Here is a 22,838-nt window from a genome sequence, read left to right on the forward strand (position 1 = left end):
ACGTACCTGGCTTCTGCACCGCCGCACGGTACAGCATGTACGTGCCACCTCCTGCACAGCGAGGCACACGAGGCACAGCCTGGTGGCCGTCGTCCGACCCACCGGTGTTTCCTGCGTCGATGCCTGGCTCATTGTCCTTCGACCACCCGGCCGAAGGACACACGGCCACTGTTCTCTCGCCGGCATCACCCTCTCTCCAGACAGTTCTGTCCTGCCAGGCGCGGGACACCGGTGGACAAGGTGTGTCGCGATGCCAGTACATGTGTGTCCCGCGCTGCGGGTCATGGTTGTGGATGACGAGGAGCTCTTGCGGTCCGGGCTGTCGGACATCCTCGATACCGCACCGGATCTGCGTGTGGTGGCCGCCTGCCGGGGTGGCGAGGCGGTGGAGCTGACACACATGCTGCGGCCGGACGTGGTCCTGGTCGACGTCCGGATGCCCGACGTGGATGGGTTGAGTGTGCTGAGTGATCTGCGCCGGCTGCCCCAACCTCCGCAGGTGGCAATGCTCACCACGTTCGACACGGATGCCTATCTCGGGGAGGCACTGCGCCGCGGGGCTGCTGGATTCCTCCTCAAGGACACCAGCCCGGCCGATCTGGTCAATGCGGTGCGAGCCCTGGGTACGGGCAGCGGTTGCCTGTCGCTGCCACTGGCGCGTCGTCTGCGTGAGTACGGAATTCCTGACCCGGCGAGTGCCGCGCTGGACCGGCTGTCGGCACGCGAACGCGAGGTGCTGGAATTGCTCGTGGACGGACTCTCCAACGCCGACATCGGACACCAACTGCACCTGAGCATGGGGACGGTGAAAGACCATGTCCGCTCGGTGCTGACGAAATTGCGCGTCAACAACCGGGTCCAGGCCGCGGTCCTGGCGATTCGGGCGGGCCTCGGCTCAGCGCCGGTCCGAGTTCGATGAGGAGCCCGATCGGCCATGACGAACCGTGGTGGGACCGGTACTTCCTGGCCCCGCGTGCTGCGGCGCCCCGGTGGACCGGGGATCTGATCCTGGCAGCCATCGGCGTGGTGGACTGCTGGCCCACGCTGAGCACCGGACGCTGGTGGCAGCAGGTGAGTGTTCTGGTGGCGGTAGGTGCTCTCTGGCTGCGCCGACGCCACCCTGCGGCGGCGTTCGCGCTCACTGTGCCGGCACTCTTCGATGGGCAGGCCCTTACTCTGAGCTGCTTCGCTCTGTGCGCCCTGGCCCGGCAGGACCGGAACCGCGGATTGCTCTCGGCGGCCATCGTGGTGGTGATGGTGGGCGATTTGCTGTGCTGGTCTCCGTTCCGCATCTGGGACGGCTTCGCCTGGGCGGGAGTCACGCTTCCCGACGTGGGCCGGCATCTTGCATACGCCATGTTGATCGGCGGTGCCCCTGCCGTGGTGGGTCTGCACTATCGGGCCCGGGTCGAACTTGCCCAGCGAATCGTCGAGTTGGGCGATCTCCGCCACGAAGAACAGCGGCTGCTCTCCCAGCAGGCTGTCCGACAGGAACGGGCTCGTATCGGATGGGAGATGCACGACGTGGTCTCCCACAAGGCCGGGCTCATCGCCGTCCAGGCTGGAGCCCTGTCGGTCACCACGACCGACGCGACGACGCGCCACAAGGCTGAAATACTGCGGCAACTCGCTGTCTCAGCACTTGAGGAGCTCCGCTCCGTCCTCCTGGTTCTGCGCGGCGACGGGTCGTGCTCCCAAGATCCGGCCCTGCGTCCCGGCATCCCCGACTTGGCCCTGCTGGTCGCCGAGAGCGGTGTCGAGGCGCAGCTGTGCATCTCTCCTGCCGTGACCGGCCTTGCCCTGCCCGACACCCTTCACCGCACGGTGTACCGGACCGTTCAGGAGAGCCTGACGAACGTCCGCAAACACGCCCCTGAAGCACCCGCCATCGTCAGCATCGATACCGCCGGCGCACAGCTCCAGGTCACCGTCCGCAATACACCCGGCACGGCAAGACCGCCCGTGCCACTGCCTGGCAGCGCGCACGGGCTCACCGGACTGCGCGAGCGAGCCGCGGTGTTGGGCGGTTCCTGCAAGGGTTTCCGCTCCCCTGACGGCAGCTTTACGGTTCGCCTCGTCCTACCCCTCGCCGCCCGGCCGCCTGGCCACTGATCGTGTGCAAGGGGGGCAGAGTAGCTCCACTGGCTGACGCAGCAGCCGAGTTCGAGGCCGCGCTTGCCAGTGACGTCGCCCGCCCAGGGCGTGCGGATGCGCATCGGGGTTGGAGTACACGCCCCGCGGCCCCGCACTTCTCCCCTCGTGATGGGCGCCTCCATACGCCGCGCCAGGCACAGACCCCCGCCGGACGGATGGCAGCAGCATCCGCCCGGCGGATGGGCGGCCACTGTCCCGTCCGCGAAGCTGATGGCGATCCGGAAGGCTTCCTCACCAGGAACCTTCACCGGCGTGAGCCCTCCCACCGGGGGGAGGGAGGGAGACAGGCGGAGCATGGCCCGAATCCATCGCTTCGCCTGAGGTGCACGCGGTTCTGCTCGGCATGACGATGCCGAGCAGACGGAGAAGCGGGGGTGGTTTCCATCGCGCCGGCCGTTGCGGCCGGGGCCATGACGTTTGCGCCTCCTTCTGAAGGCGCTGCCACCAACTGCTACACCTCCACCCGCGAACTCCATCACCTCATGGTCAGGCGGGGCACGCCTGCCGGGCCCCGACGTCGTTCTTCGCACCGCGGCGACTGAACGGGCGGCAGCGCGGCTCCCCCGTTTCGAGTCCCGCCTCCGACCCCCTTGTCCGCCCCTGGCCAGGCAGTTAGGGTGCGCCGACGAGCGAACCGAAGGAGACGATTCCGTGACCGGGACGGACGAGGCGGAAGCGGCCGCAACCACCACAGACGAGGCGCTCTACGTGCTGACGGCCGCGCTCCTCACGCCCGCGCAGTTCCCGAGCGTGCTCGGCGACGACTACCCCGAGGCATGCGCGGCCCTCGGCCTCGGGCCGTACTCCCAGGGGTACGGGCTCGTCCTCGGCCAGGACGGCACGGGTGCCCGCTGGACCGTGGTCGTCGACGACGTGTCGCTGGTGGCGGTGGCGATCGCCTCCTGGGACTGCGGGATGGAGTACGACCTGTCGCCGGATGAGCGCACGGTGGTGGCAGCACTGCCCGGCTGGCCACTGGAGCTGGCCGTCGCGGCACCGAACGTCCCTGCCCCGCACGACCCCGATCCGGGCCCGGAGGGCCCTCCCCCGCTCACGCCCCCCGATACGAGCGAGTGGGGCCCGGCCCAGCGGCGTCTGGGTGCGGACGCGGTCGCGCTGCAATGGAGCACCTGGCGCGAGCAGTTGGACCGGGACACGTTCGGGTCGCCGCCGGGGAGCGGAGACGTGGAGCATGCACCGGGCGACGGCGAGGCCCCGGGTGCCTCGGCGAATTCCGTCGCGGAGAACGCCGTTCCTGGCGACGCGGTCGTCGGCGCCGCCGAGGAGACCGGGCCGATCCGGCGGACCGACGACACCACCGCGCCCGGGAAGCGCGACCGGACAGACGACAACACCGCATCCGGCGAGCGCGACCGGCCGGACGCGTCGGACGCCTCCGCACCCCCCTCCGGAACCGGCATCCACACCGGCGGCGACACTGGCACGGACACCGGCGCCGACAGCGCGGACGGGCACCGGCACGCCGATGGCGAGGAGGCGGGGGTGCGGCGCGCACTCGCCGCACTCCGCGGCTACCTCGACTCCGCTCCTCCGGTCGGCCGGGTGCGCTCCGCCTTCGCCCCGGGTGGCGCCCGCACCCTGCGGGCCGACGGTCCCGGCTGGTCCCTGGTCGCCAGGACCGATGACATGGCCTTCGTCCTCCTGGACGGCTGCCCCGGCGACGTCCACCCGGTGGCCCGCGACGAGGAACTGCCCGACCTCCTCCAAGCGCTGGACGCGATGGCGGTACGGCCCTCCTGACGGCCGTCGGCCGCCCCGATACCCGCCACGCCTCAACTCACTTGGGTACGAGCCGGGTTGAGGGGCGACACCCCCGTTCCTGACAGCTCAGCCCGCTTCGAAGGACTCACCGCGTCGCGATAGCTCACCCCCGCTTCGGAAGGCTCAACGCGCCGCCCTGGCTCACCGCGCCGCCCTCGCCACCGGACAGGTCACACTCGTTCCAGCGGGCGATGCGGCCCCTCCGGGAACTCGGCCGTGATCGTGTCCCCGGGGCGTATCTCACCACCCGTGCGGACCACGCTCATGATCCCGGCCTTGCGCACGATCGTGCCGTCGGCGTCGCGGCCGACCACCTGCTTGAGGAGACCTTGCTGGAAGGCCTCGATCTGGAGGCACGGGTTGCGCAGCCCGGTGACCTCGACCACCGCTTCCGCGCCGATGTGCAGCAGTGTGCCGGTGGGCAGGCCGAGGAGGTCGATGCCCGCCGTCGTCACGTTCTCGCCGAGCTGGCCGGGGGCGACCTCGAAGCCCTTCTCGGCGACCTCCCCGAAGAGCTCTCCGTGGATGAGGTGGACCTGGCGCAGGTTGGGCTGCGCAGGGTCCTGGGCCACGCGCGAGCGGTGCTTGACCGTCACGCCCGCGTGCACGTCGCCTGCCACGCCGAGGCCGGGCAGCAGCGTGATGCTGTCCCGGTTCGGCTTGGTGAACGCGTACTCACCGTTGCTGCTGACCGCCGTGACCGTTCCCCTGGCGCCATCCACCGCACAGTTCCCCTCTGCCGTTCCCATGATCGACCCGGGCCGGACCGGGCGGGTCAGGCCACTCCCCGGACCCGCTAGCGGCCGAGTTCCTTGCGGGATATGTGACGCAGCCGGCGGCGCTGGCTCGGGTCCAGCATCAGGTAGGCCGCCACGGGGACGCCGATCAGCACCAGCAGGGCGAGCCAGAAGCCGATCAGTGGGATCAGAATGAGCCCCGCCACGACTCCACCGGCGGCGATCATCGCGCGCTTCGACATGTCCGTCGCCTTCCTCTTCGCGGCCCGCGGCCGCTCTTCCTGTCCAGAGAACGCACGGTCACGCCCGCTGGTTCCAGCTGCTTCCACTATGCGTCACTTCCGCAGCGGTGCGCCGACCTCGTGCATGTGCTCCAGGGCCTGCCGGTAGGAGTCGACCAGCGAGGTCTCCGCGTACGGGATGCCGACGGAGACGCAGTGGGCGCGGACCATCGGCTGGGCGAGCCTGAGATGGGGCCGCGGCATGTTCGGGAACAGGTGGTGCTCTATCTGGTAGTTCAGGCCGCCGAGGAACCAGTCGGTGAGCGGTCCGCCGCGAACGTTGCGCGAGGTCAGGACCTGTCGGCGCAGGTGCCCCCACGCCCCGTGCTCGGGGTCGTCGGGGTCCGGCATCTCCATGCCCTTGTGGTTGGGCGCGAAGGTCATGCCGAGGTGCAGACCGAACAGGGCATGGTGCAGCAGGGCGAAGGCAAGCGCCTTGCCCGGCGACATGATCGTCAGGAGCAGGGTCGCGTAGCCGGCGAGGTGAAGCAGGAGGAGCGGGGCTTCCGCGGCACGCTCACGCGGAGGCTGCCTCTTCAGGTCCTGGAATCCGTACACCTTCAGGGCGATGCCCTCAAGGAGCAGCATCGGGAAGAAGAGCCGGGCCTGGTTGCGGGTGAGCCAGCGGGCGAAGCCCTCGCGGTGCTCGGCCTGGCGCTGGGTCCACACGAGGGCGCCGACACCGACGTCGGGGTCCTTGTCCACATGGTTGGGGTTGGCGTGGTGCCGGTTGTGCTTGTCGTTCCACCAGGCGTAGCTCATGCCGAGGAGCAGGTCGCTGTGGAACAGCCCGATCAGCCGGCCCGTGCGCTTGCCGCGGGTGATCTGGCCGTGCCCGGCATCGTGGCCGATGAACGCGCCGCGCGCCCAGAACACGGAGAGCGGGAGGGCCAGCAGCAGGGTCCACCAGGTGTCGCCGGTGAACACCATCGCGGCGACCGTCCCGGCCAGCGCGAGCAGGTTGACGGCGATGCGGGTGACGTACCAGCCGGTGCGCCGGTCGAGCAGGCCCTGCCCCTTCACGGTCCTGAGCAGGGGCGCGAACTCGCTCCCGGCCCGGGGTGGCGCCGGGGCGCCGAGGCCCGTGCTCGGTTGGGGCATGGTGGCCTGTGGCATGACGTCTCCGGTGCTCGGTCGTCCCCCGCAGTTCCCTGCGCTGACCTCACTGAACGTACGGACCGGCACCCCTTGACGACCATGGAGTCACCCCCCGTCTCCTGACGGGGGGTTGCCCCGCACTCGTGGGTGGTGCTGGCAACACCCGCCCGTGTCGCATGTGACGCGCGTCACTACGGGAAGCCTCCGCCCGGCCGTCCGTTCCTGTACCCTCGGCCGCTCCGGCCAACGTAGTCAAATTTGAGGAATGCGTTAACGCTGTGCAGAGGCTCCCTGCTCCCACGCCGTCCCAGCTCGCCGAACTCGCCCGCTGTTCCGTGACCTTCCTGCCCGCCGACCCCTCCCGCACCGGCCGCATCGCCTTCTGGAACCCCGAGGGCGAAGAGCCCCCGGCCGCCCCCGGCACCATCGAGGACCTGACCGTCGTCGGCGCGGACGCGACCCCCCGTTCCGTACGCGCCCTCCTGCTGCCCGCCCGGGACGCCCTGCCCGTCCTGACCCGCGCCCGCGCCCTCAGCGACGCCTCGCGCGCGGCCGCCTTCTGGGGCACGGCCGCGCTGCTCGCGCTCCAACTCGCCGCTCGGGGGCTCCTGTTGCCTGGTCTCACCACGAGCGACCACGACGCGTGGCGGGTCGGACCGCTCGGGGCCGACGAGCTGGACAAGGTGCGCGAGCTGGCCGCCGCGATGCCGCCCGAGGCCCACGCCGTACCGCTGGACGCCGAAGGGCCCCTCCTCCTGCCCGAGCCCGTGCGGCTGCTGCGGGCCTTCCTCGACGCGGTCGCGGACGGGCTGCCCCGCACCCCGGCCGCCGGCCACGCGACGGGCTCCCCCGCGTTCGCCGCCGAGCCCCCTCGGCGGATGCCCGAGCAGCGGGCCTGGGCCGCGGATGTGGCCGCCGGGCACGACGCGGGCGTACGGATCTCGCTGCGGGTCGAGCTGCCGGGGCTCGCGTCCGCCGACCCCGAGAGCGCGGGACCGGTGTTCCGGGCAGTGCTCCAGTTGCACAGCGTCAGCGACCCCGCGCTGGTGGCCGACGCCGCCTCGGCGTGGGCCTCATCCGGCACGGCGGGTGCGTTCGGGCCCCGGGCCCGCATGGACACCCTGCTCGCCCTGCGCCGGGCGGCCCGCGCCTGGGACCCGCTGGCCCCGCTGCTCTCGACCGCCGTGCCGGACGCGGTCGAGCTGGCCGACGAGGAGGCGGCCGAACTGCTCGGCCCGGCCGCCCGGGCACTGGCCGCCATCGGCGTTCAGGTCCACTGGCCCAAGGAGCTCTCCCGCACACTGACCGCGAAGGCCGTGATCGGCCCGCCCGAACAGGGCCCCGAACGGATCGAATCCGCCGGCCCCTCCCTGCTCTCTGCGGATGCGCTGCTCGCCTTCGACTGGTCGTTCGCCCTGGGCGACACGGAGTTGAGCCGGCAGGAGCTCGACGCGCTGGCCGAGGCGAACCGCCCCGTCGTGCGCCTTCGCGACCAGTGGGTGCTCGTCGATCCGGAGGAGGTACGGCGCGCCCGCACGGCACAGGACCGCAAGGTGACCCCCGTCGACGCACTGGCGGCCGTCCTGACCGGCTCGACGGAGATCGACGGGCGCCGGGTCGAGGTGGCCGCGACGGGCTGGCTCGCCCGGCTGCGCGACCGGCTCGCCGACCCCGAGGGCGACCGCGAGCAGCCCATCGCCCAACCATCGGCGCTCACCGCGCAGTTGCGCGACTACCAGCTCCGCGGACTCAACTGGCTTGCCGACATGACCTCGTTGGGCCTCGGCGGCGCTCTCGCCGATGACATGGGTCTCGGCAAGACCATCACCCTCATCGCCCTGCATCTGCACCGCCAGAGCGATCCGGCAACGGCCGGACCGACCCTCGTCGTCTGCCCGACTTCCCTCATGGGCAACTGGCAGCGCGAGATCGAGAAGTTCGCACCCGGCACCCCGGTGCGCCGCTTCCACGCGTCCGCGCGCTCCCTCGAAGCGCTGGTGGACGGCGAGTTCGTCCTCACCACCTACGGCACGATGCGGCTCGACGCCGCCAGGCTGGCGGCCGCCCACTGGGGCATGGTCGTCGCCGACGAGGCCCAGCACGTCAAGAACCCGTACTCCGCGACGGCCAGGCAACTGCGCACCATCGAAGCCCCGGCCCGCGTGGCCCTGAGCGGCACTCCGGTCGAGAACAACCTCTCGGAGCTGTGGGCGATCCTCGACTGGACAACGCCCGGACTGCTCGGAAAGCTCGCCGCGTTCCGTACCAGGTACGCGTCCGCCGCCGAGAGCGGCCAGGACCCGGCGGCCGCCGAGCGGCTCTCCCGCCTGGTGCGGCCCTTTCTGCTGCGCCGCCGCAAGTCCGATCCGGGCATCGCTCCCGAGCTGCCGCCCAAGACCGAGACCGACCGGGCCGTCTCGCTCACCAAGGAGCAGACCGGTCTGTACGAGGCGGTGGTGCGCGAGACCCTCGCCGAGATCTCCGGCGCCGACGGCTTCGAACGGCGGGGGCTCGTGATGAAGCTGCTGACCGCGCTCAAACAGATCTGCAACCACCCCGCGCAGTACCTCAAGGAGGAAAGCCCCACGATCAGCGGCAGGTCGGGGAAACTGGAGCTGCTCGACGAGCTCTTGGACACCATCCTCGCCGAGGACGGTTCGGTGCTCGTCTTCACGCAGTACGTGCAGATGGCCCGGATCGTCGAGCAGCATCTGGCGGCCCGTGGCGTGCCGACGCAGTTTCTGCACGGCGGGACGCCCGTGGCACGCCGCGAGCAAATGGTCCAGCGGTTCCAGGACGGTCAAGTCCCGGTGTTCCTGCTGTCGTTGAAGGCTGCGGGCACCGGCCTCAACCTCACCCGGGCCGGCCATGTCATCCACTACGACCGCTGGTGGAACCCGGCCGTCGAGGCCCAGGCCACCGACCGCGCCTACCGCATCGGCCAGACCCGGCCGGTCCAGGTCCACCGTCTGATCGCGGAGGGCACCATCGAGGACCGCATCGCCGAAATGCTGGACCACAAGCGGGAGTTGGCGGACGCGGTGCTCGGCTCCGGCGAGTCCGCCCTGACCGAACTGTCCGATGCGGAACTGACCGATCTGGTGGCGCTGCGAGGGAGCGGACGATGAACGGCACATTCGAGAACGAGGGTGCGTTCGGGAACGTCCCCGCCTGCGAGGACGAGCGCACCTTCGGGCCGCTGCCGCCCGCACAGGGACGTGGCTTCGCGAGCACCTGGTGGGGTCAGGAGTGGCTGAAGGCTTTGGAGGACACGGCTCTCGACGGGCAGCAGCTCAAGCAGGGACGGCGGCTGGCCCGCGCGGGCGCGGTCGGCGCGTTGACGGTTCGGCCCGGCCGGATCACGGCGGTGGTACGGGACCGGGACGGATCGCAGTACCGCGGCGACGTACTGCTCCAGGAGCTGGACGAGGACGACTGGGACCGGTTCCTCACGATGGCGGCGGAACGCGCGGGCCACATCGCGGCACTCCTGGACCGCGAGATGCCGCCGCACCTGGTGGAGGACGCGGCAGCCTCGGGCATCGAACTCCTGCCGGGCATAGGCGACTTGGAGCCCGAGTGCAGCTGCGGCGCCTGGGACCACTGCCCGCACACGGCGGCGCTCTGCTACCAGGTGGCGCGGCTGCTCGACCAGGATCCGTTCGTCCTCCTCCTGATGCGCGGGCGCGCGGAACGGCCCCTGCTCGACGCCCTTCAGGAGCGCGGCGCAACCCCGGCCTCGGCACCGGGTGAGCCCGAGACGCCGCGAGGCGTACCGGCCCAGGAAGCGTTCGCGGCATGGGACATCGTGCCGCCGCTCCCCGCCCTGCCTACGCTCCCCACGGAACCGGGCGCCCCCGCCCGCCTGGACACCGAGACCCCGCCGGAGCCGGGGATCGACCCGGCGGCACTGGAGTTCCTCGCGGCCGACACAGCGGCCCGCGCCCATCTCCTGCTGGCAGACGCTCTCGCACCGGGACACGAACTACAGCCCTTCGAGTGTGAATTGACGGTGGATCAGGATTGCGTTCGCCTGGCGGCGGCTTGCCGGGACAGCCGTATCGCGGCACGGCTCGCCGACGCGGCGGGGCGCCGTGCCCCTGCGTTCTCCGCGGCCGTACGTGCGTGGCGGCTCGGCGGGGCCGCCTCGCTCGGCGCGCTGGAGGATGAGTGGACGCCGACACCGGAGGAACTGGCCCGGGCCACGGCCGGGCTCGACCGGGCCTGGGCCGAGGACGAACGTCCGGCGCTTCGCGCCACCGGCGGCAATCGGTGGACCGTGACCGGGCGGGACGCCCAGCTGCGGCTCGGCCACGACGGGCGCTGGTGGCCCTACCGCAAGGAACGCGGACGCTGGTTCCCCGCCGGCCCGCCGGACCGGGACCCGGCGGCCGCACTGGAGACGATGGACTCCACACCCACCGAGTGAGAGCCGGGCCCTCCGCCTCCAACCATGCCTGTCGTCACGGCAGTTGACGCGGGACGGCGGCCGACACCAGACCGTCCGACAGAGGTCCCGTCGGGACGCTGCCGGGCAGATCCGTGGGGAAGTCACTCGGAAGGTCGGTCGGGAATCCGCTCGGCAGGCCCGTGGGCAAGTTCGTGGGCAAGTCCGAAGGCAGGGAGGGCAGTTCGGAGGGCAGCGAGGAGGGGAATCCGCTCGGCAGGCTCAGTGAGGGCGTCGGCGCGGGGCTCACGGTGCCGCCCGGGGCCGGGCTCCCAGGCTTTTCGCCACCGCCGCCCCGGGTGACCGCGAACGCGAGGGCGGCGAGGGCCAGCACGGCAACCACGATCGCGAGCGCCAGGAAAGGGCCTCGGCGACGCCCGCCGCCGCCCGGCGGTCGCGTCGACGGTTCCGGAGGTGGCGGCGGCCCGAAACCGCCTCCCGGCGGCGGCCCATAACCCTGCCCGTGCGGTGGACCGGGCGGTCTGGGCGGTACGGGCGGAGTGGCCATACCCATCAGAGTCGGCGTAAAGGGGGCGCATCCGCGACCCCCTTGCGGAAGTTGCCCGAACCCGCGCGAGGGTGCGCCCCGGGCGCCCACCCCGCCCGCACCCCCGTCCTCTTCCACCCCGCACACCCCGGACCGTACGGTAACTACCGTGTGATGCCTGCCCGTTGACCGACCGAGGGAGCCGATCGTGGCGGGGGAATCCAGCAGGGACACCGGCACCGGGCTCGCGCGGAACGCCGTGGGACTGCGCGAGGTCCTCTTCCAGAGCGTCACCGCGATGGCGCCCGCGGCGGCCGTCGCGGCCTCCATTCCGGCGGGCGCCGCGTTCGCGGGCGGCAGCCTGCCGCTGTCGGTCCTGGGGGCATTGGTGGCGTGCCTGTTCACCGCCTCCTGCGTGGCGGAGCTCGCGCAGCATCTTCCGGCCGCCGGATCGGTCGCCACCTACAGCGCCCAGGGCCTGCATCCCGCGGTCGGGTTCCTGGTCGGCTGGGGCTACGTGTTCGTCGAGGCCCTGGTGCCGCCGCTCCTTCTGTTGCAGCTGGGTTTCACCACGGCGGGCACCCTGCACCAGCAGTGGCCGTCGTATCCGGCGGACCTGTGGTGGCCCTGGTCGCTGGCCGGGGCCGTCGTCATCGCGGTCGCGGGCTACTTCGGGGTGCGGGCCTCGGCGCGGTTCGGCACCGTGCTCGGCATCTTCGAAATCCTGGTGTTCGTCGCCTTCGCCGTGATGCTGATCGTGGCCGCCGGATCCGGCAACACCCTTTCGGTGTTCGGCACTTCGCACACCGCGCACGGCTACGGCGGTTTCGGCGGCGTGTTCGCCGGGTCCGTGTACACGGTGCTCGCCTTCGCCGGATTCGAGGCGGCGGCACCGCTCGCCGAAGAAGCGAAGGACCCCCGCCGCACCATGCGACGGGCGGTGTTCGGGGCGGCTCTGGCGATCGGAGTGGTGTACGTCCTCACCACGTACGCGATGGCGGTCTACTTCGGCCCCGACCGGTTCTCGGGATTCGGCGCCGCGGGCGACGCCTCGTGGGAGGGCGTGGCCCGCGCCTCGTTCGGCCTCTTCTGGGTGATCCTGTTTCTGGCCGTGGTCAACTCGACGGTGGCGAACGCCAATGCCTGCTCCAACGTGTCGACGCGCACCGCCTTCGCCCTCGGCCGGATCGGCGTCTTCCCGCGCGCCTTCGCCCGGCTCCACCCGCGCCGCCGCTCCCCCGTGACGGGCGTCGCCGTGCAGTTCGTGGTGGCGGTGGCCGCGATGCTCGGGCTCGGCCTGGGATACGACCCGGTCACGGCGTTCGCGCTGCTCGCCACGGTCATCGTCACCGTGATCATCGGCGTGTACATCGTGGCCGATGTGGCCTGCGCCGGATATTTCCTGCGGCGTCGGCGCGACCTCTTCAGCCCGCTGCGGCACCTGGTGTTCCCGGCGCTCGGCATCGCCGCGTTCGTCCCCGCGCTCCTCACGGCGGCGGGCATACCGGCGTTCGGCTTCGTCGCCGAGCTGGCACCTCCGGTGTCGTACGCCGGGCCCGTCGTCGCGGTCTGGATGGCAGCCGGGATCGTGGTGCTCGCGGTGCTCGCGCGCCGCTACCCGGATCGGCTGGCACAGACCGGCAAGGTTCACCTCATCGATCCCGATGAGGAACACGAGCAGACAGGAGCGGTACGAGGATGAGCGACGACCCGGTGGTCCTGACCGTGCGGCCCAAGGAGAACGAGTACGCCTGGACGTTCGGCGGCGCGGCGCCGGTCGCCCGCATCGCGCCCGGTACCGTCCTCGACCTCTTCACCGAGGACTGCTTCGCCGGGCGGGTGCGCTCCGAGCACGATCTGGTGTCCCGCGTCTGCGAGTTCCCGTTCCTCAACCCGCAGACCGGTCCCTTCCACGTGGAGGGTGCCGAGCCGGGCGACACACTGGCCGTGCACTTCGTGTCGATCCGGCCCGCGCGGGACTGGGCGGCATCCACGACCGTCCCCCTGTTCGGCGCGCTCACCTCCACCCATGCCACGGCGACGCTCCAGCCGCCGCTGCCCGAAGTGGTGTGGATGTGGGAGCTCGACCGTGCGCGCGGGACGTGTCTGTTCCGGGCCCGGGAGAGCGGCTTCGAGATCGAGCTGCCGATGGACCCGATGCACGGCACGGTCGGGGTGGCCCCGGCCAATCTGGAGGTCCGCTCGGCCCTGGTCCCCGACGCGCACGGCGGGAACATGGACACGCCCGAGATGCGGGCCGGTGTGACGTGCTACCTGGGCGTCAACGTGGAGGGCGCGCTGTTCAGCCTCGGTGACGGGCACGCCCGCCAGGGCGAGGGCGAGACCTGCGGGGTGGCCGTGGAGTGCGCCATGAACACCGTGGTCGTGGTGGAGCTGCTCAAGGGCGTGGCAACGCCCTGGCCGCGCATCGAGTCCGACACTCACATCATGTCGACGGGATCGGCCCGCCCCCTCGAAGACGCCTTCCGCATCTCGCAGTTGGACCTGGTGCGGTGGCTGGAGCGGGACTACGGCCTGTCCGAGCTGGACGCGTACCAGCTGGTGAGCCAGGCGGGTGAGGCCCCGCTTGCCAATGTGTGCGACACCAACTACACCTGTGTCGCCAAGATCCGCAAGGAGTGGCTGCCCCGGCAGGGCGAGCCGCACCGCGGCCTGCACCGTCACCTCAGGGAGCGGACCGGTCAACTACCGTTCTTCCCCGCCTAGTTCAGGAGCCCGTCGATGAACCGAAGAAGACTCCTCCAGGGCGCGGCCGCCACGGTCGGCGCCGGCTTCCTTTTCCCGGCTACGAAGGCGGCGGCGGACGGCACCACCGACTATCCGGGGGCGCATTGGCTGGCCGCTTCGGCGTCCAACTACACGGCTTCGAGCAGGCCTTCGGCCTACGCGATCGACCGCGTCATCATCCACGTCACACAGGAGACGTGGACGAACACCCTCAGCATCTTCCAGAATCCGGCCAAGCAGGTGTCCGCGCACTATGTGACGCGCTCGGCCGACGGATACATCGCGCAGATGGTCCGGGAGCACGACATCGCCTGGCACGCGGGGAACTGGGACTACAACACCCGCAGCATCGGCATCGAGCACGAGGGCTGGGTCGATCAGCCGGCCTACTTCACCGACGCGCTGTACGAGCGTTCGGCGGCCCTCACCGCGAACATCTGCGACCGGTACGGCATCCCGAAGGACCGCGAGCACATCCTCGGCCACTACCAGGTCCCCGGCACCGACCACACCGACCCCGGGCCGGAGTGGGACTGGGTCCGGTACATCCGACTGGTCAACTTCGCCTGATCGTCCGGTGCTTCGGCCGTGGGGCCTCCCCCGAAGCTCCGGTTCCGCACTCCTTGCCGCAGCGTCCCGCCGCGACGACGATGGAGGCGGCCCATACGGCGTGCGGGGAGGCCCTGAGTGACGGACAGGCGTGACGAGTCCTGGGTGGCCCTCGATGCCGGGACGGATCCGAGCGAGCACAGCGGTCGACTGCGGCGCGCACACGAGCAGTTCACGACCGCGGGACGGGTGACGCGCCCGGTTCGGCCGCTGGTCGCGGCATCCTGGCAGCGCTCCGCGCGGGCCCGCGTCAGCCCGGACGGCGCTGCCTGTGTGGAGCTCTCCGATGAGGACCTCGCGGCCTGCCGCGACGGCCATCCGCTCGCGCGCGTCATGCCGCTGATACGGGAGCTGACCGGGGCGTACGCCGGTGACGGCGAGCACCTGGTCGCGGTGTGCGACGCGCAGGCGCGGCTCCTGTGGGTCGAGGGGCATCCGCGGATCCGGGGTGCGGCCGGGCGCATGAACTTCGTACCCGGCGCCCGCTGGGCGGAGTCGGCCGTGGGGACCAACGCGCCGGGCACCGCCCTGGCCGAGGACCGGCCGGTCCAGGTCTTCTCGGCCGAGCACTTCCGCCGCCCGGTACAGCGCTGGACCTGCGCCGCGGCCCCCGTGCACGACCCGCGGACCGGACGGCTGCTCGGCGCGGTGGACCTGACCGGCGGCGACGGCCTCGCCCATCCGCACAGCCTCGGTTTCGTCCAGGCCGTCGCGCGGGCCGCCGAGTCCGAACTCGCCCTGCTGGCACCGCCGCCCGCCCCCGAGGCGATCGCTCTCGGCGCGCTCGGCCGGGACGAGGCGCTGCTCGTCGCGGGCGGCCGCAAGCTGCGCCTGAGCCGGCGGCACAGCGAGATCCTGGTCCTGCTCGCCCGCCACCCCGAGGGCCTGACGGGCGATGAGCTCCTGGTGGCACTGTACGAGGACGAGGGGGTCAGCCCCGTGACCCTGCGCGCCGAACTGTCGCGGCTGCGGCGGCTGTTGGGCCCCGAGCTGCTCGCCTCGCGCCCCTACCGGCTGACCGCGCCGGTCGACGCGGACTTCGACACGGTGGCCCGGCGGCTCGGCTCGGGCGCGGTGGCCGCGGCAATGACGGTCTACGCCGGCCCTCTCCTGCCCGGCTCACAGGCACCCGTCGTGGCCCGCCTGCGCCGGCGCCTGGCAGATCAACTGCGTGCCGCACTGATCGCACGCGCCGATCCCGGCCTTCTCGCCGACTGGGCGTACAGCCCCTGGGGCGCGGAGGACCTGCCGGTGTGGCAGGCCCTGGCGACGGCGCTGCCGAGATGCCAACAGGCCTCGGTGCGGGTCAAGTTGAGGGAGCTGGCGGCAGAGCAGGGGCTCGCAACGGGGTCGCAACGTCCGGGTGCCTAGTCTGCGCGGCGTGTGCCGTCCAAGGGCGGGCGGCGCGGCAGAGGGAGGCCCACGCAGATGACCCGTTACGCAGCGCCCGGCACCGAGGGTGCGCTCGTCTCGTTCGAGTCCCGCTATGACAACTGGATCGGCGGCGAGTACGTACCGCCGCGGCTCGGCCAGTACTTCGAGAACCCGAGCCCCGTCAACGGCCGCCCCTTCACCGAGATCGCGCGGGGCACCGCCGAGGACGTCGAGCTGGCGCTGGACGCGGCGCATGCGGCCGCGCCCGCGTGGGGACGTACCTCGCCCGAGGCCCGCGCGAACGTCCTGCTGAAGATCGCGGACCGGATGGAGACCCATCTGGAGGAGCTGGCGATCGCCGAGAGCTGGGAGAACGGCAAGCCCGTCCGGGAGACTCTGGCCGCCGACATCCCGCTCGCCATCGACCACTTCCGCTACTTCGCGGGTGCGCTGCGGGCCCAGGAGGGCACGCTCAGCGAGATCGACGACGACACGGTGGCGTACCACTTCCACGAGCCGCTGGGCGTGGTCGGCCAGATCATCCCGTGGAACTTCCCGATCCTGATGGCGGTGTGGAAGCTGGCCCCGGCGCTGGCGGCGGGCAACGCGGTGGTCCTCAAGCCCGCCGAACAGACCCCGGCGTCCATCCACTTCTGGATGAGCCTGGTGGCGGACCTCATCCCGCCGGGCGTGCTGAACATCGTCAACGGTTTCGGCGTCGAAGCGGGCAAGCCGCTGGCGTCGAGTCCGCGCGTGGCGAAGATCGCGTTCACGGGCGAGACCACGACGGGGCGGCTGATCATGCAGTACGCCTCGGAGAACATCAAGCCCGTCACGCTTGAGCTGGGCGGCAAGTCCCCCAACATCTTCTTCGACGACGTCTGGGCGCGTGACGACGACTTCCGCGACAAGGCGCTCGAAGGCTTCACCATGTTCGCCCTCAACCAGGGCGAGGTCTGCACCTGCCCCTCCCGCGCCCTGATCCAGCGCGGCCACTACAGCGAGTTCCTGGAGGCGGCGATCGCCCGCACGGAACAGATCGTGCCGGGGCACCCGCTGGACACCGACACGATGATCGGCGCCCAGGCCTCCAACGACCAGCTCCAGAAGATCCTCTCCTACCTGGACATCGGCCAGCAGGAGGGCGCGAAGATCCTGACGGGTGGTCAACGCGTGCATCACGGGGGCGAGTTGGAGGGTGGCTACTACGTCCAGCCGACCATCTTCGAGGGCGACAACCGCATGCGGATCTTCCAGGAGGAGATCTTCGGCCCGGTGGTCGCGGTGACGTCGTTCACCGACTTCGACGACGCGATCGGAACGGCGAACGACACCCTGTACGGCCTGGGCGCGGGCGTATGGACCCGCGACACGAACACGGCCTACCGCGCCGGCCGGGCCATCCAGGCGGGCCGCGTCTGGACCAACTGCTACCACGCGTACCCGGCACACGCCGCGTTCGGCGGCTACAAGCAGTCGGGCATCGGGCGCGAGACGCATCGGATGATGCTGGATCACTATCAGCAGACGAAGAACCTGTTGGTGTCGTACTCGCCGAAGAAGCTGGGCTTCTTCTAAACGCCAAGAAAGGGCGCCTGAGCAGGGGATTTACCTGCCGGGCGCCCTTTGTCGTACGCATTCAGGATGCAGGTCACAATACGTACCTACTCCCGATATCTGCTAGCCCTATCCCGACTCTGACCAGCAGTTCCGGGGCACGTCCGGGCCAGGCCCCCGTCTCTCACCCCCGCGCACCGCCCTCCGCCGCCTCCCACCGCTCCATCGGCTTCTCGATCAAAGGGTTGGCGTGATCCCGCGCCTCGGCCAGGAACTTGGCGTAGTGACGGAGGAGCACCTGAATGCTCTGCCCGGCTCGGCGCGCACACTCCGCGGGGTCGGTGCCCGCCACCATGAAGGCGGCGCGAGGCGGCCCGGGCCCCAGGGGAGGGTGTTCGCAGAGACTATTGCGGACGGTCAGGCGTCCGCGTTGTGGCGTGATTCGTTTCGGGCGCGGTGTTCCTCATTGATGCGGCGGGCTTCTTCGAGCTGGTCCTCAAGGATGACAATGCGGCAGGCGGCTTCGATGGGGGTGCCCTGGTCGACGAGTTCGCGGGCGCGGGCGGCGATGCGCAGCTGGTAGCGGGAGTAGCGGCGATGTCCGCCCGCGGAGCGCAGCGGGGTAATGAGGCGGGCCTCGCCGACGGCACGCAGGAAACCCTGGGTGGTGCCGAGCATGTCGGCGGCCCGGCCCATGGTGTAGGCGGGGTAGTCGTCGTCATCGAGCCGGCCGAACGAATCGTCTGCTGTCATTGCACCTCTCTCATGGCACTGGAACGCGCTTGAGGGGCCCGGGTGCCATATGGCACCCGGGCCCCGAAGGAACTTGCTACACCATCTGCCGGCCTGCGTACTGCGCCGACCTTCTGTGTCCGCATGTCCACCCGAGCGAGGGCGGGAAATGCGGGGATCGCGGTTGCTCGACCGGAGACCACCTCACTATCGATGTCCTGCGGTACCCGGACCCGTGACAGTGTCCGGGCGATCCTGATGGCGTTTTGGCTCCTCCGTTCTTTCCCTCTTGATCAACTACCTGTTACCAGGGAACTGCCTACTGCTCTGCACTGCTTTTAACGCGGGTACTGCTGGTGATGCGTACTACTCCGTGGCCTGTGTCAGCGCCACCCGTCGTCGGCAGCCAGCCCCGTCACCCGTCCTGCGTCTGCTCTGGCTTAGAACCCCACTGCCGAACCTCCTGGTGCGCGCGCCCGCAGCCGACGCCTTCACCGAGGTACCACTCACTGCCTTCGCTGCTGGGTACTGCCACCTGCACTTACCAGTACTGCCACTGCGTGTACTGCGGTACTGCTCTTGGCGGCCCCTGATCACCGCGGGCCGCCCGGTGCGGTGGTCAGTCCCGTCGCCGTCCTGCAACAACCCTGGCTTCGACACTCCACCACCGCACCGTTCAGCGAACTGCAACTGCGGTACTGCTGCCTGGCAGTTCATCTCTGCCAGGCCCTGCGGTCTTCTTGGCTACGACCGAAACCATACTCACACCGCAACCCAATGTCTACTCCAGCCAACACAGATTTCCGAGCCCTCGACAGGGAGATAATCGATGTCGAGCAGAGACACAGCGGCGCGTTCCGTGACGGGTCCTGCGACCGGTCCTCGGCCGGGGGTCAGAGGGCGAAGGTGGCGGTGATGCGTTTGCCGTGGGGCAGCAGGGCGACGGTCACCGTGGTGGCGAGCTTCTGGACGATCGCCCAGCCGCAGCCTCCGAGTGCGCCCGGGTCCACCGGTTCGCCCGTGCGGGGCGTGGTGTGGCTGGCGTCCTCGACCTGGAGGCGTAGACGGGCGTCGTCCTGGTCCAGGTCGGCGCTGAACGCGGTCAGTCCGCCGCCGTGCACGATCGCGTTGGCCACGAGTTCGGTGACCGCGAGCTGGGCGTCGCCCTGCACTCGGGCGGTGTCGCCCGTACAGCGCTGAAGCAGTCCTCTCACCAGCGCCCGTGCCCCGGCGGCGGGCGCCATCTCGCGCCCCAGTCCCCCGTCGGCGAGCTCGGCGCAGGGGGTGAGGGGCTGAGGGTCAGGCTGGGGGTCCGGGGCGGAGACGAGGTCGGACATGAAGCGGCCTCCAGACGCGCAAGGACGAGACAGTGCTGGGCACAGTGTGGCGATTTTCTTGCGTGTGCCCGCTTCGCGACAACCAATGCCCGCCCTCCCGCCCTCTGCGGCCCCATTCGGCTGACGCCTCCGGTGAGCAGGCGGGGCAGGATGTGATCGAGTTTTTGTCCCACATACTTTGAGCGGTCCCGGGTAGAGAGGCAGCGGACCGAGATCAGCACAGGATAAGGACGGCTTTTCATGGCAGCGGTGGCGGGACCGGAGACGCTGGGCGCGGCGGCAACGGGCACGATGGAGCGTGGTGCTGCGGTGGCGGCGTCCGTTGACCTTCCGTGGGTGCAGGACACGGACAAGGTCGCCCCGCGGGACGCGCGTGCACTGTCGAAGGTGTTCTTCGACCGGCTCCAAACTCTGGAGGAGGGCACGCCGGAGTATCAGTACGCGCGGAACACGCTGATCGAGATGAACATGACGCTGGTCCGCTTCGCGGCGAGCCGCTTCCGCAACAGTGGCAGCGGCGAGATGGACGACATGATCCAGGTCGGCATGATCGGCCTGATCAAGGCGATCGACCGCTTCGACCTGTCCCGCGAAGTCGAGTTCACTTCCTTCGCGGTGCCCTACATCGTCGGCGAGATCAAGCGGTTCTTCCGCGACACCACCTGGGCCGTGCATGTCCCCCGCCGCCTCCAGGAACTGCGCACCGAGATCGCCAAGGCGAAGGAACACCTCGCCCTGCAGCTCGACCGCGACCCCACCGTGAAGGAACTGGCCGCCCACCTCAAGCTGGACGAGGACGACGTCATCGACGGGATCGTCGCCTCCAACGGCTACACCGCCGGCTCCCTCGACATGTCCGCCGACACGGAAGACAGCAGCCAGTCGGCCGGCGCCAAGGCCCGTACCCTCGCAGACTTCATCGGCGAAGAAGACCCCGGCATGGAAAGGGTCGAGAACCTGCACGCCCTGGCGCCGCTCATGGAGCAGCTCGACGAACGCGAACGACGCATCGTGAACCTGCGTTTCGGACTGGAGCTGACCCAGGCCCAGATCGGCACCGAACTCGGCATCTCCCAAATGCAGGTCTCCCGCCTCCTCACCCGGATCCTGGCCAAGCTCCGCACCGGCATGCTCCCCGAGACCGCCTGACCCCGGCAGAAGCCCCTATCCTCCTGCGAGGCGGGTCCGTGCGGTAAGCGGACCCGCCTTCCGCACATCGGACATCCGATCTACTGAGTCAGGGCACTCCTCCCCCGCCGGACCTTGACGCTGACAGCATTTCCACCGGACATCTCCTGAGGCGGTCGCTCTGCCTTTCGCGACCAGGAAGCGGGGCTCGTCTCCGGATTCTGCTGCGGCCGGAACATTGTCGCTTTCGAGGGGGCGGAGGGCTGTGGTGCCGCATGCCTGTGGCGGGGTCACACCCTGGTCTTTCACCGCCGGCTGGGCTGGGCCGTCGACGTCGACAGCGGCTTCGAACGGGACGAGTTCGACGACCTCGATCCCGTCTACGCCATCGCGGTCCATCACCCCGGCAACGCCGTTGTGGGCTGCGTACGCGTCCTGCCGACCACCGGCCCGAACATGCTCCGCGACGTGACAGCGTTCCATTCCGCCCTGCAAGGCCGGCCCGCGCCCTGCTCGCCGCGCATCTGGGAGCCAGCAGGTTCGCCGTCCTTGCCACATCGACTCCGTACTGTGCACGGCCTACAGCTTCGCCGTCGCCGACCTGGTCGCACTCGGAGAACCGGCTTCGCCGCAAGGCACCTCCGGCCAACTCATCCACTGAAACCGCCGACCGAGATCGCTGCCACAAGCCGACGCCCGGACAAGACATTTGACGCATCGCCAGAACACGGCTCGGGCCGTCGGCGGGATCGGCGGCGGAACGGTTCGGGAGTGCTGCAACCGTGCCCCCACCCGGCGCGGCAAGACGTAAGCGGCCCGCGCACGGAGGCGTCGCCCGAATCCGGACCACGCCCCTACGCACCCCCGCGCCGCGCGCGATCCGGCGCACCCCCGCAGCGTCGACCGGGGTGCCGTCGTGCCTGGCGTTCCACACCCGAAGCGCTGTCGCGGCGAAAGGAATCCCAGCCGCCGCGGGATCAGCGCAGCGAGGAGCCGTCCTGCTTCAGCTGCATCTGCGGGCGCCCTGTCACCAGGAGCCAGGCCGGTAGCGACGCGATGCACATGAGGGCCAGGATCGCGGGCGATGCCACGAGTACGGCGGCCGTGAACAGGCTGATCCAGCCCTGCCGGGTGATGGCGAGGAGCATGCCGAGTACGCCGGCCGAGACACCGACGGAGGGGTTCACCGCCGGCACGAGCGCATGCGCGCACAGACCGAAGGCGGCTCCGATGAACACGGCCGGGAAGATCCGCCCTCCTCGGAATCCGCAGGACGCCGCGATCACGAGTGCCGCCAGCTTCACGAGGGCCATGACGGCGAACCGACCGGCCGACCACCCGTCCGGGTCGGCGGCCAGCTCGCCCACCTCGTGCAGGCCCTTGAACAGGGTCAAGTGCCCGCCCAGGGCGCCGAGCAGACCGAGTACGAGCCCGCCGAGCGGCAGCATCAGCATCGGGTGCCGCAGTTGGCCGAAGGCGCGGTGCACGTACGGGAAGAGGCAGACGGCCAGCATGCCGAGCGCCGCGGCCAGGCAGGCCAGCACGACCGCGCCGAGCAGGTCGCCCCACCCGGGCTTCCCGAAGGGCGGCAGGCCGAGGTCGAAGGAGGGCGAGGCGAGAAGCGTCGTCGTCACCGCGCCCGCCGCGGCGGCGAGCAGCGGACCGAAGAGGTTGTCCCACAGCGACCCCTTCACCGGCAGGGGCTTGCCCGCCAGCGCTTCGGAGACAACGAGGGCGGCGGCGACGGGCGTGCCGAAGAGTGCGCCGAGCGTCGCAGCGGTGGCCAGCGGCACCCACATCCGTCCCGGGGCCTTCGGCACCGCCCTGGTCCCGAGCCAGAACGCGAGCGCGGCGTTGGCGGCGATGATCGGATTCTCCGGGCCCAGGCTGGGACCACCGGCGAGCATCAAGACGTTGGCGACGAGCAGTCCCGGCACCACATGGGCCCGCAGCGGCTCCGACTCGCCGAGGCCGAGCGTGGCGGGGTCGGGGCCCGCGTGTCCGGGCGCCTTCCACACCACGAGCCCGACCAGAACGCCCGTCAGGGTGAGGACGGCGATCATCCACAGCGACGAGTAGCCGCCGATGCCGAGCGCACCGGGAAGGTCCTTCCACCACACGTCTTCGAGCCTCTCGGCCACCGCACTGATCGCGAGGAACAGCAGGCTGCATCCCACCCCCACCGCAAGAGCGGGCACGACGACAGGCAGCAGGGTGCGGGCCGAGACGGACGGGAGGGCCGCGGGGGCCGTCGGCGCGACATCGCCTGGAGTAGTCACGAGATCACCCTAGGTGATGGGTTCGCTCGTGCTCCACCTTCACCATCCCGTACGCGGCGGGAGTGGCCCGGCCCGGCGGAACCCTTTC

17 protein-coding genes and 1 pseudogene are annotated in these 22,838 nt (G+C 70.6%); 12 read left to right on the plus strand and 6 right to left on the minus strand.

The features are described from left to right. Positions 1 to 283: 283 nt before the first annotated feature. The 3 genes from IE267_RS10765 to IE267_RS10775 all read left to right on the plus strand — a co-directional run bounded on the left by IE267_RS10765 (position 284) and on the right by IE267_RS10775 (position 3,915). A complete protein-coding gene (locus tag IE267_RS10765; protein ID WP_229860951.1) occupies positions 284 to 919 on the plus strand; it encodes a response regulator in 636 nt (211 codons plus the stop codon). Then, positions 916 to 2,112, plus strand: a complete 1,197-nt coding sequence (locus IE267_RS10770; RefSeq protein WP_189762965.1) for a sensor histidine kinase — start codon at positions 916 to 918, stop codon at positions 2,110 to 2,112. Before IE267_RS10765 ends, IE267_RS10770 begins: the two co-directional genes overlap by 4 nt. A gap of 693 nt (positions 2,113 to 2,805) precedes the next feature. Continuing rightward, positions 2,806 to 3,915, plus strand: a complete 1,110-nt coding sequence (locus IE267_RS10775; RefSeq protein WP_189762966.1) for a hypothetical protein — start codon at positions 2,806 to 2,808, stop codon at positions 3,913 to 3,915. 191 nt (positions 3,916 to 4,106) lie between these two features. Here the strand turns inward: IE267_RS10775 and IE267_RS10780 are convergent, their stop codons facing one another. From IE267_RS10780 to IE267_RS10790, 3 genes are all read right to left on the minus strand, one after another. Then, the gene (locus tag IE267_RS10780) at positions 4,107 to 4,658 is read right to left on the minus strand and encodes an MOSC domain-containing protein (protein WP_373304519.1); all 552 of its coding nucleotides are present in this window, start codon (positions 4,656 to 4,658) and stop codon (positions 4,107 to 4,109) included. A 74-nt stretch (positions 4,659 to 4,732) separates the two neighbouring features. Beyond that, positions 4,733 to 4,915, minus strand: coding sequence for a tail-anchor membrane protein (locus IE267_RS10785; RefSeq protein ID WP_053724879.1), 183 nt, complete (start codon positions 4,913 to 4,915; stop codon positions 4,733 to 4,735). 93 nt (positions 4,916 to 5,008) lie between these two features. Continuing rightward, the gene (locus tag IE267_RS10790; protein WP_189762968.1) at positions 5,009 to 6,070 is read right to left on the minus strand and encodes a fatty acid desaturase family protein; all 1,062 of its coding nucleotides are present in this window, start codon (positions 6,068 to 6,070) and stop codon (positions 5,009 to 5,011) included. Between the two features lie 260 nt (positions 6,071 to 6,330). On the opposite strand from IE267_RS10790, the gene IE267_RS10795 reads away from it, so the two are divergent. From IE267_RS10795 to adh, 7 genes are all read left to right on the plus strand, one after another. Beyond that, on the plus strand, positions 6,331 to 9,180 hold the full coding sequence (locus IE267_RS10795) for an SCO1167/SCO6262 family helicase (protein ID WP_189762969.1): 2,850 nt from the start codon (positions 6,331 to 6,333) through the stop codon (positions 9,178 to 9,180). Further along, positions 9,177 to 10,481 carry an SWIM zinc finger family protein gene (locus tag IE267_RS10800; RefSeq protein WP_189762970.1) on the plus strand — a complete coding sequence of 435 codons (1,305 nt, stop codon included), beginning with the start codon at positions 9,177 to 9,179 and terminating at the stop codon, positions 10,479 to 10,481. The genes IE267_RS10795 and IE267_RS10800 overlap by 4 nt, the downstream gene beginning before the upstream one ends. Positions 10,482 to 11,194: 713 nt before the next feature. Further along, a complete protein-coding gene (locus tag IE267_RS10810; protein WP_229860953.1) occupies positions 11,195 to 12,688 on the plus strand; it encodes an APC family permease in 1,494 nt (497 codons plus the stop codon). Next, positions 12,685 to 13,713: an acetamidase/formamidase family protein gene (locus IE267_RS10815; RefSeq protein ID WP_189762972.1), complete on the plus strand. Its 1,029-nt coding sequence runs from the start codon at positions 12,685 to 12,687 to the stop codon at positions 13,711 to 13,713. Before IE267_RS10810 ends, IE267_RS10815 begins: the two co-directional genes overlap by 4 nt. Before the next feature lie 15 nt (positions 13,714 to 13,728). Next, positions 13,729 to 14,304, plus strand: coding sequence for an N-acetylmuramoyl-L-alanine amidase (locus IE267_RS10820; protein ID WP_189762973.1), 576 nt, complete (start codon positions 13,729 to 13,731; stop codon positions 14,302 to 14,304). A 144-nt stretch (positions 14,305 to 14,448) separates the two neighbouring features. Further along, positions 14,449 to 15,714 carry a GAF domain-containing protein gene (locus IE267_RS10825; protein WP_189763042.1) on the plus strand — a complete coding sequence of 422 codons (1,266 nt, stop codon included), beginning with the start codon at positions 14,449 to 14,451 and terminating at the stop codon, positions 15,712 to 15,714. A 57-nt stretch (positions 15,715 to 15,771) separates the two neighbouring features. After that, positions 15,772 to 17,295, plus strand: coding sequence for an aldehyde dehydrogenase (adh, locus tag IE267_RS10830; protein WP_167160432.1), 1,524 nt, complete (start codon positions 15,772 to 15,774; stop codon positions 17,293 to 17,295). 396 nt (positions 17,296 to 17,691) lie between these two features. On the opposite strand, the gene IE267_RS10840 is transcribed toward adh, so the two are convergent. Beyond that, positions 17,692 to 18,027 carry a helix-turn-helix domain-containing protein gene (locus IE267_RS10840; RefSeq protein WP_189762975.1) on the minus strand — a complete coding sequence of 112 codons (336 nt, stop codon included), beginning with the start codon at positions 18,025 to 18,027 and terminating at the stop codon, positions 17,692 to 17,694. 872 nt (positions 18,028 to 18,899) lie between these two features. Beyond that, a complete protein-coding gene (locus IE267_RS10845) occupies positions 18,900 to 19,343 on the minus strand; it encodes an ATP-binding protein (protein ID WP_229860955.1) in 444 nt (147 codons plus the stop codon). Between the two features lie 240 nt (positions 19,344 to 19,583). Between IE267_RS10845 and IE267_RS10850 the strand changes: the two genes are divergently transcribed. Beyond that, complete coding sequence (locus IE267_RS10850) at positions 19,584 to 20,492, plus strand: RNA polymerase sigma factor SigF (protein WP_373304521.1); 909 nt, start codon at positions 19,584 to 19,586, stop codon at positions 20,490 to 20,492. A gap of 276 nt (positions 20,493 to 20,768) precedes the next feature. Beyond that, positions 20,769 to 20,990, plus strand: a pseudogene (locus tag IE267_RS40410) (acyl-homoserine-lactone synthase); the annotation flags it as partial. Between the two features lie 458 nt (positions 20,991 to 21,448). On the opposite strand, the gene IE267_RS10860 reads toward IE267_RS40410, so the two are convergent. Beyond that, positions 21,449 to 22,750: an ion channel protein gene (locus IE267_RS10860; RefSeq protein WP_189762976.1), complete on the minus strand. Its 1,302-nt coding sequence runs from the start codon at positions 22,748 to 22,750 to the stop codon at positions 21,449 to 21,451. Between the last annotated feature and the right edge of the window lie 88 nt (positions 22,751 to 22,838).

The sequence above is a fragment of the Streptomyces xanthochromogenes genome (assembly GCF_014650455.1).
In the GTDB taxonomy this organism is placed as follows: Bacteria; Actinomycetota; Actinomycetes; order Streptomycetales; family Streptomycetaceae; genus Streptomyces; species Streptomyces xanthochromogenes.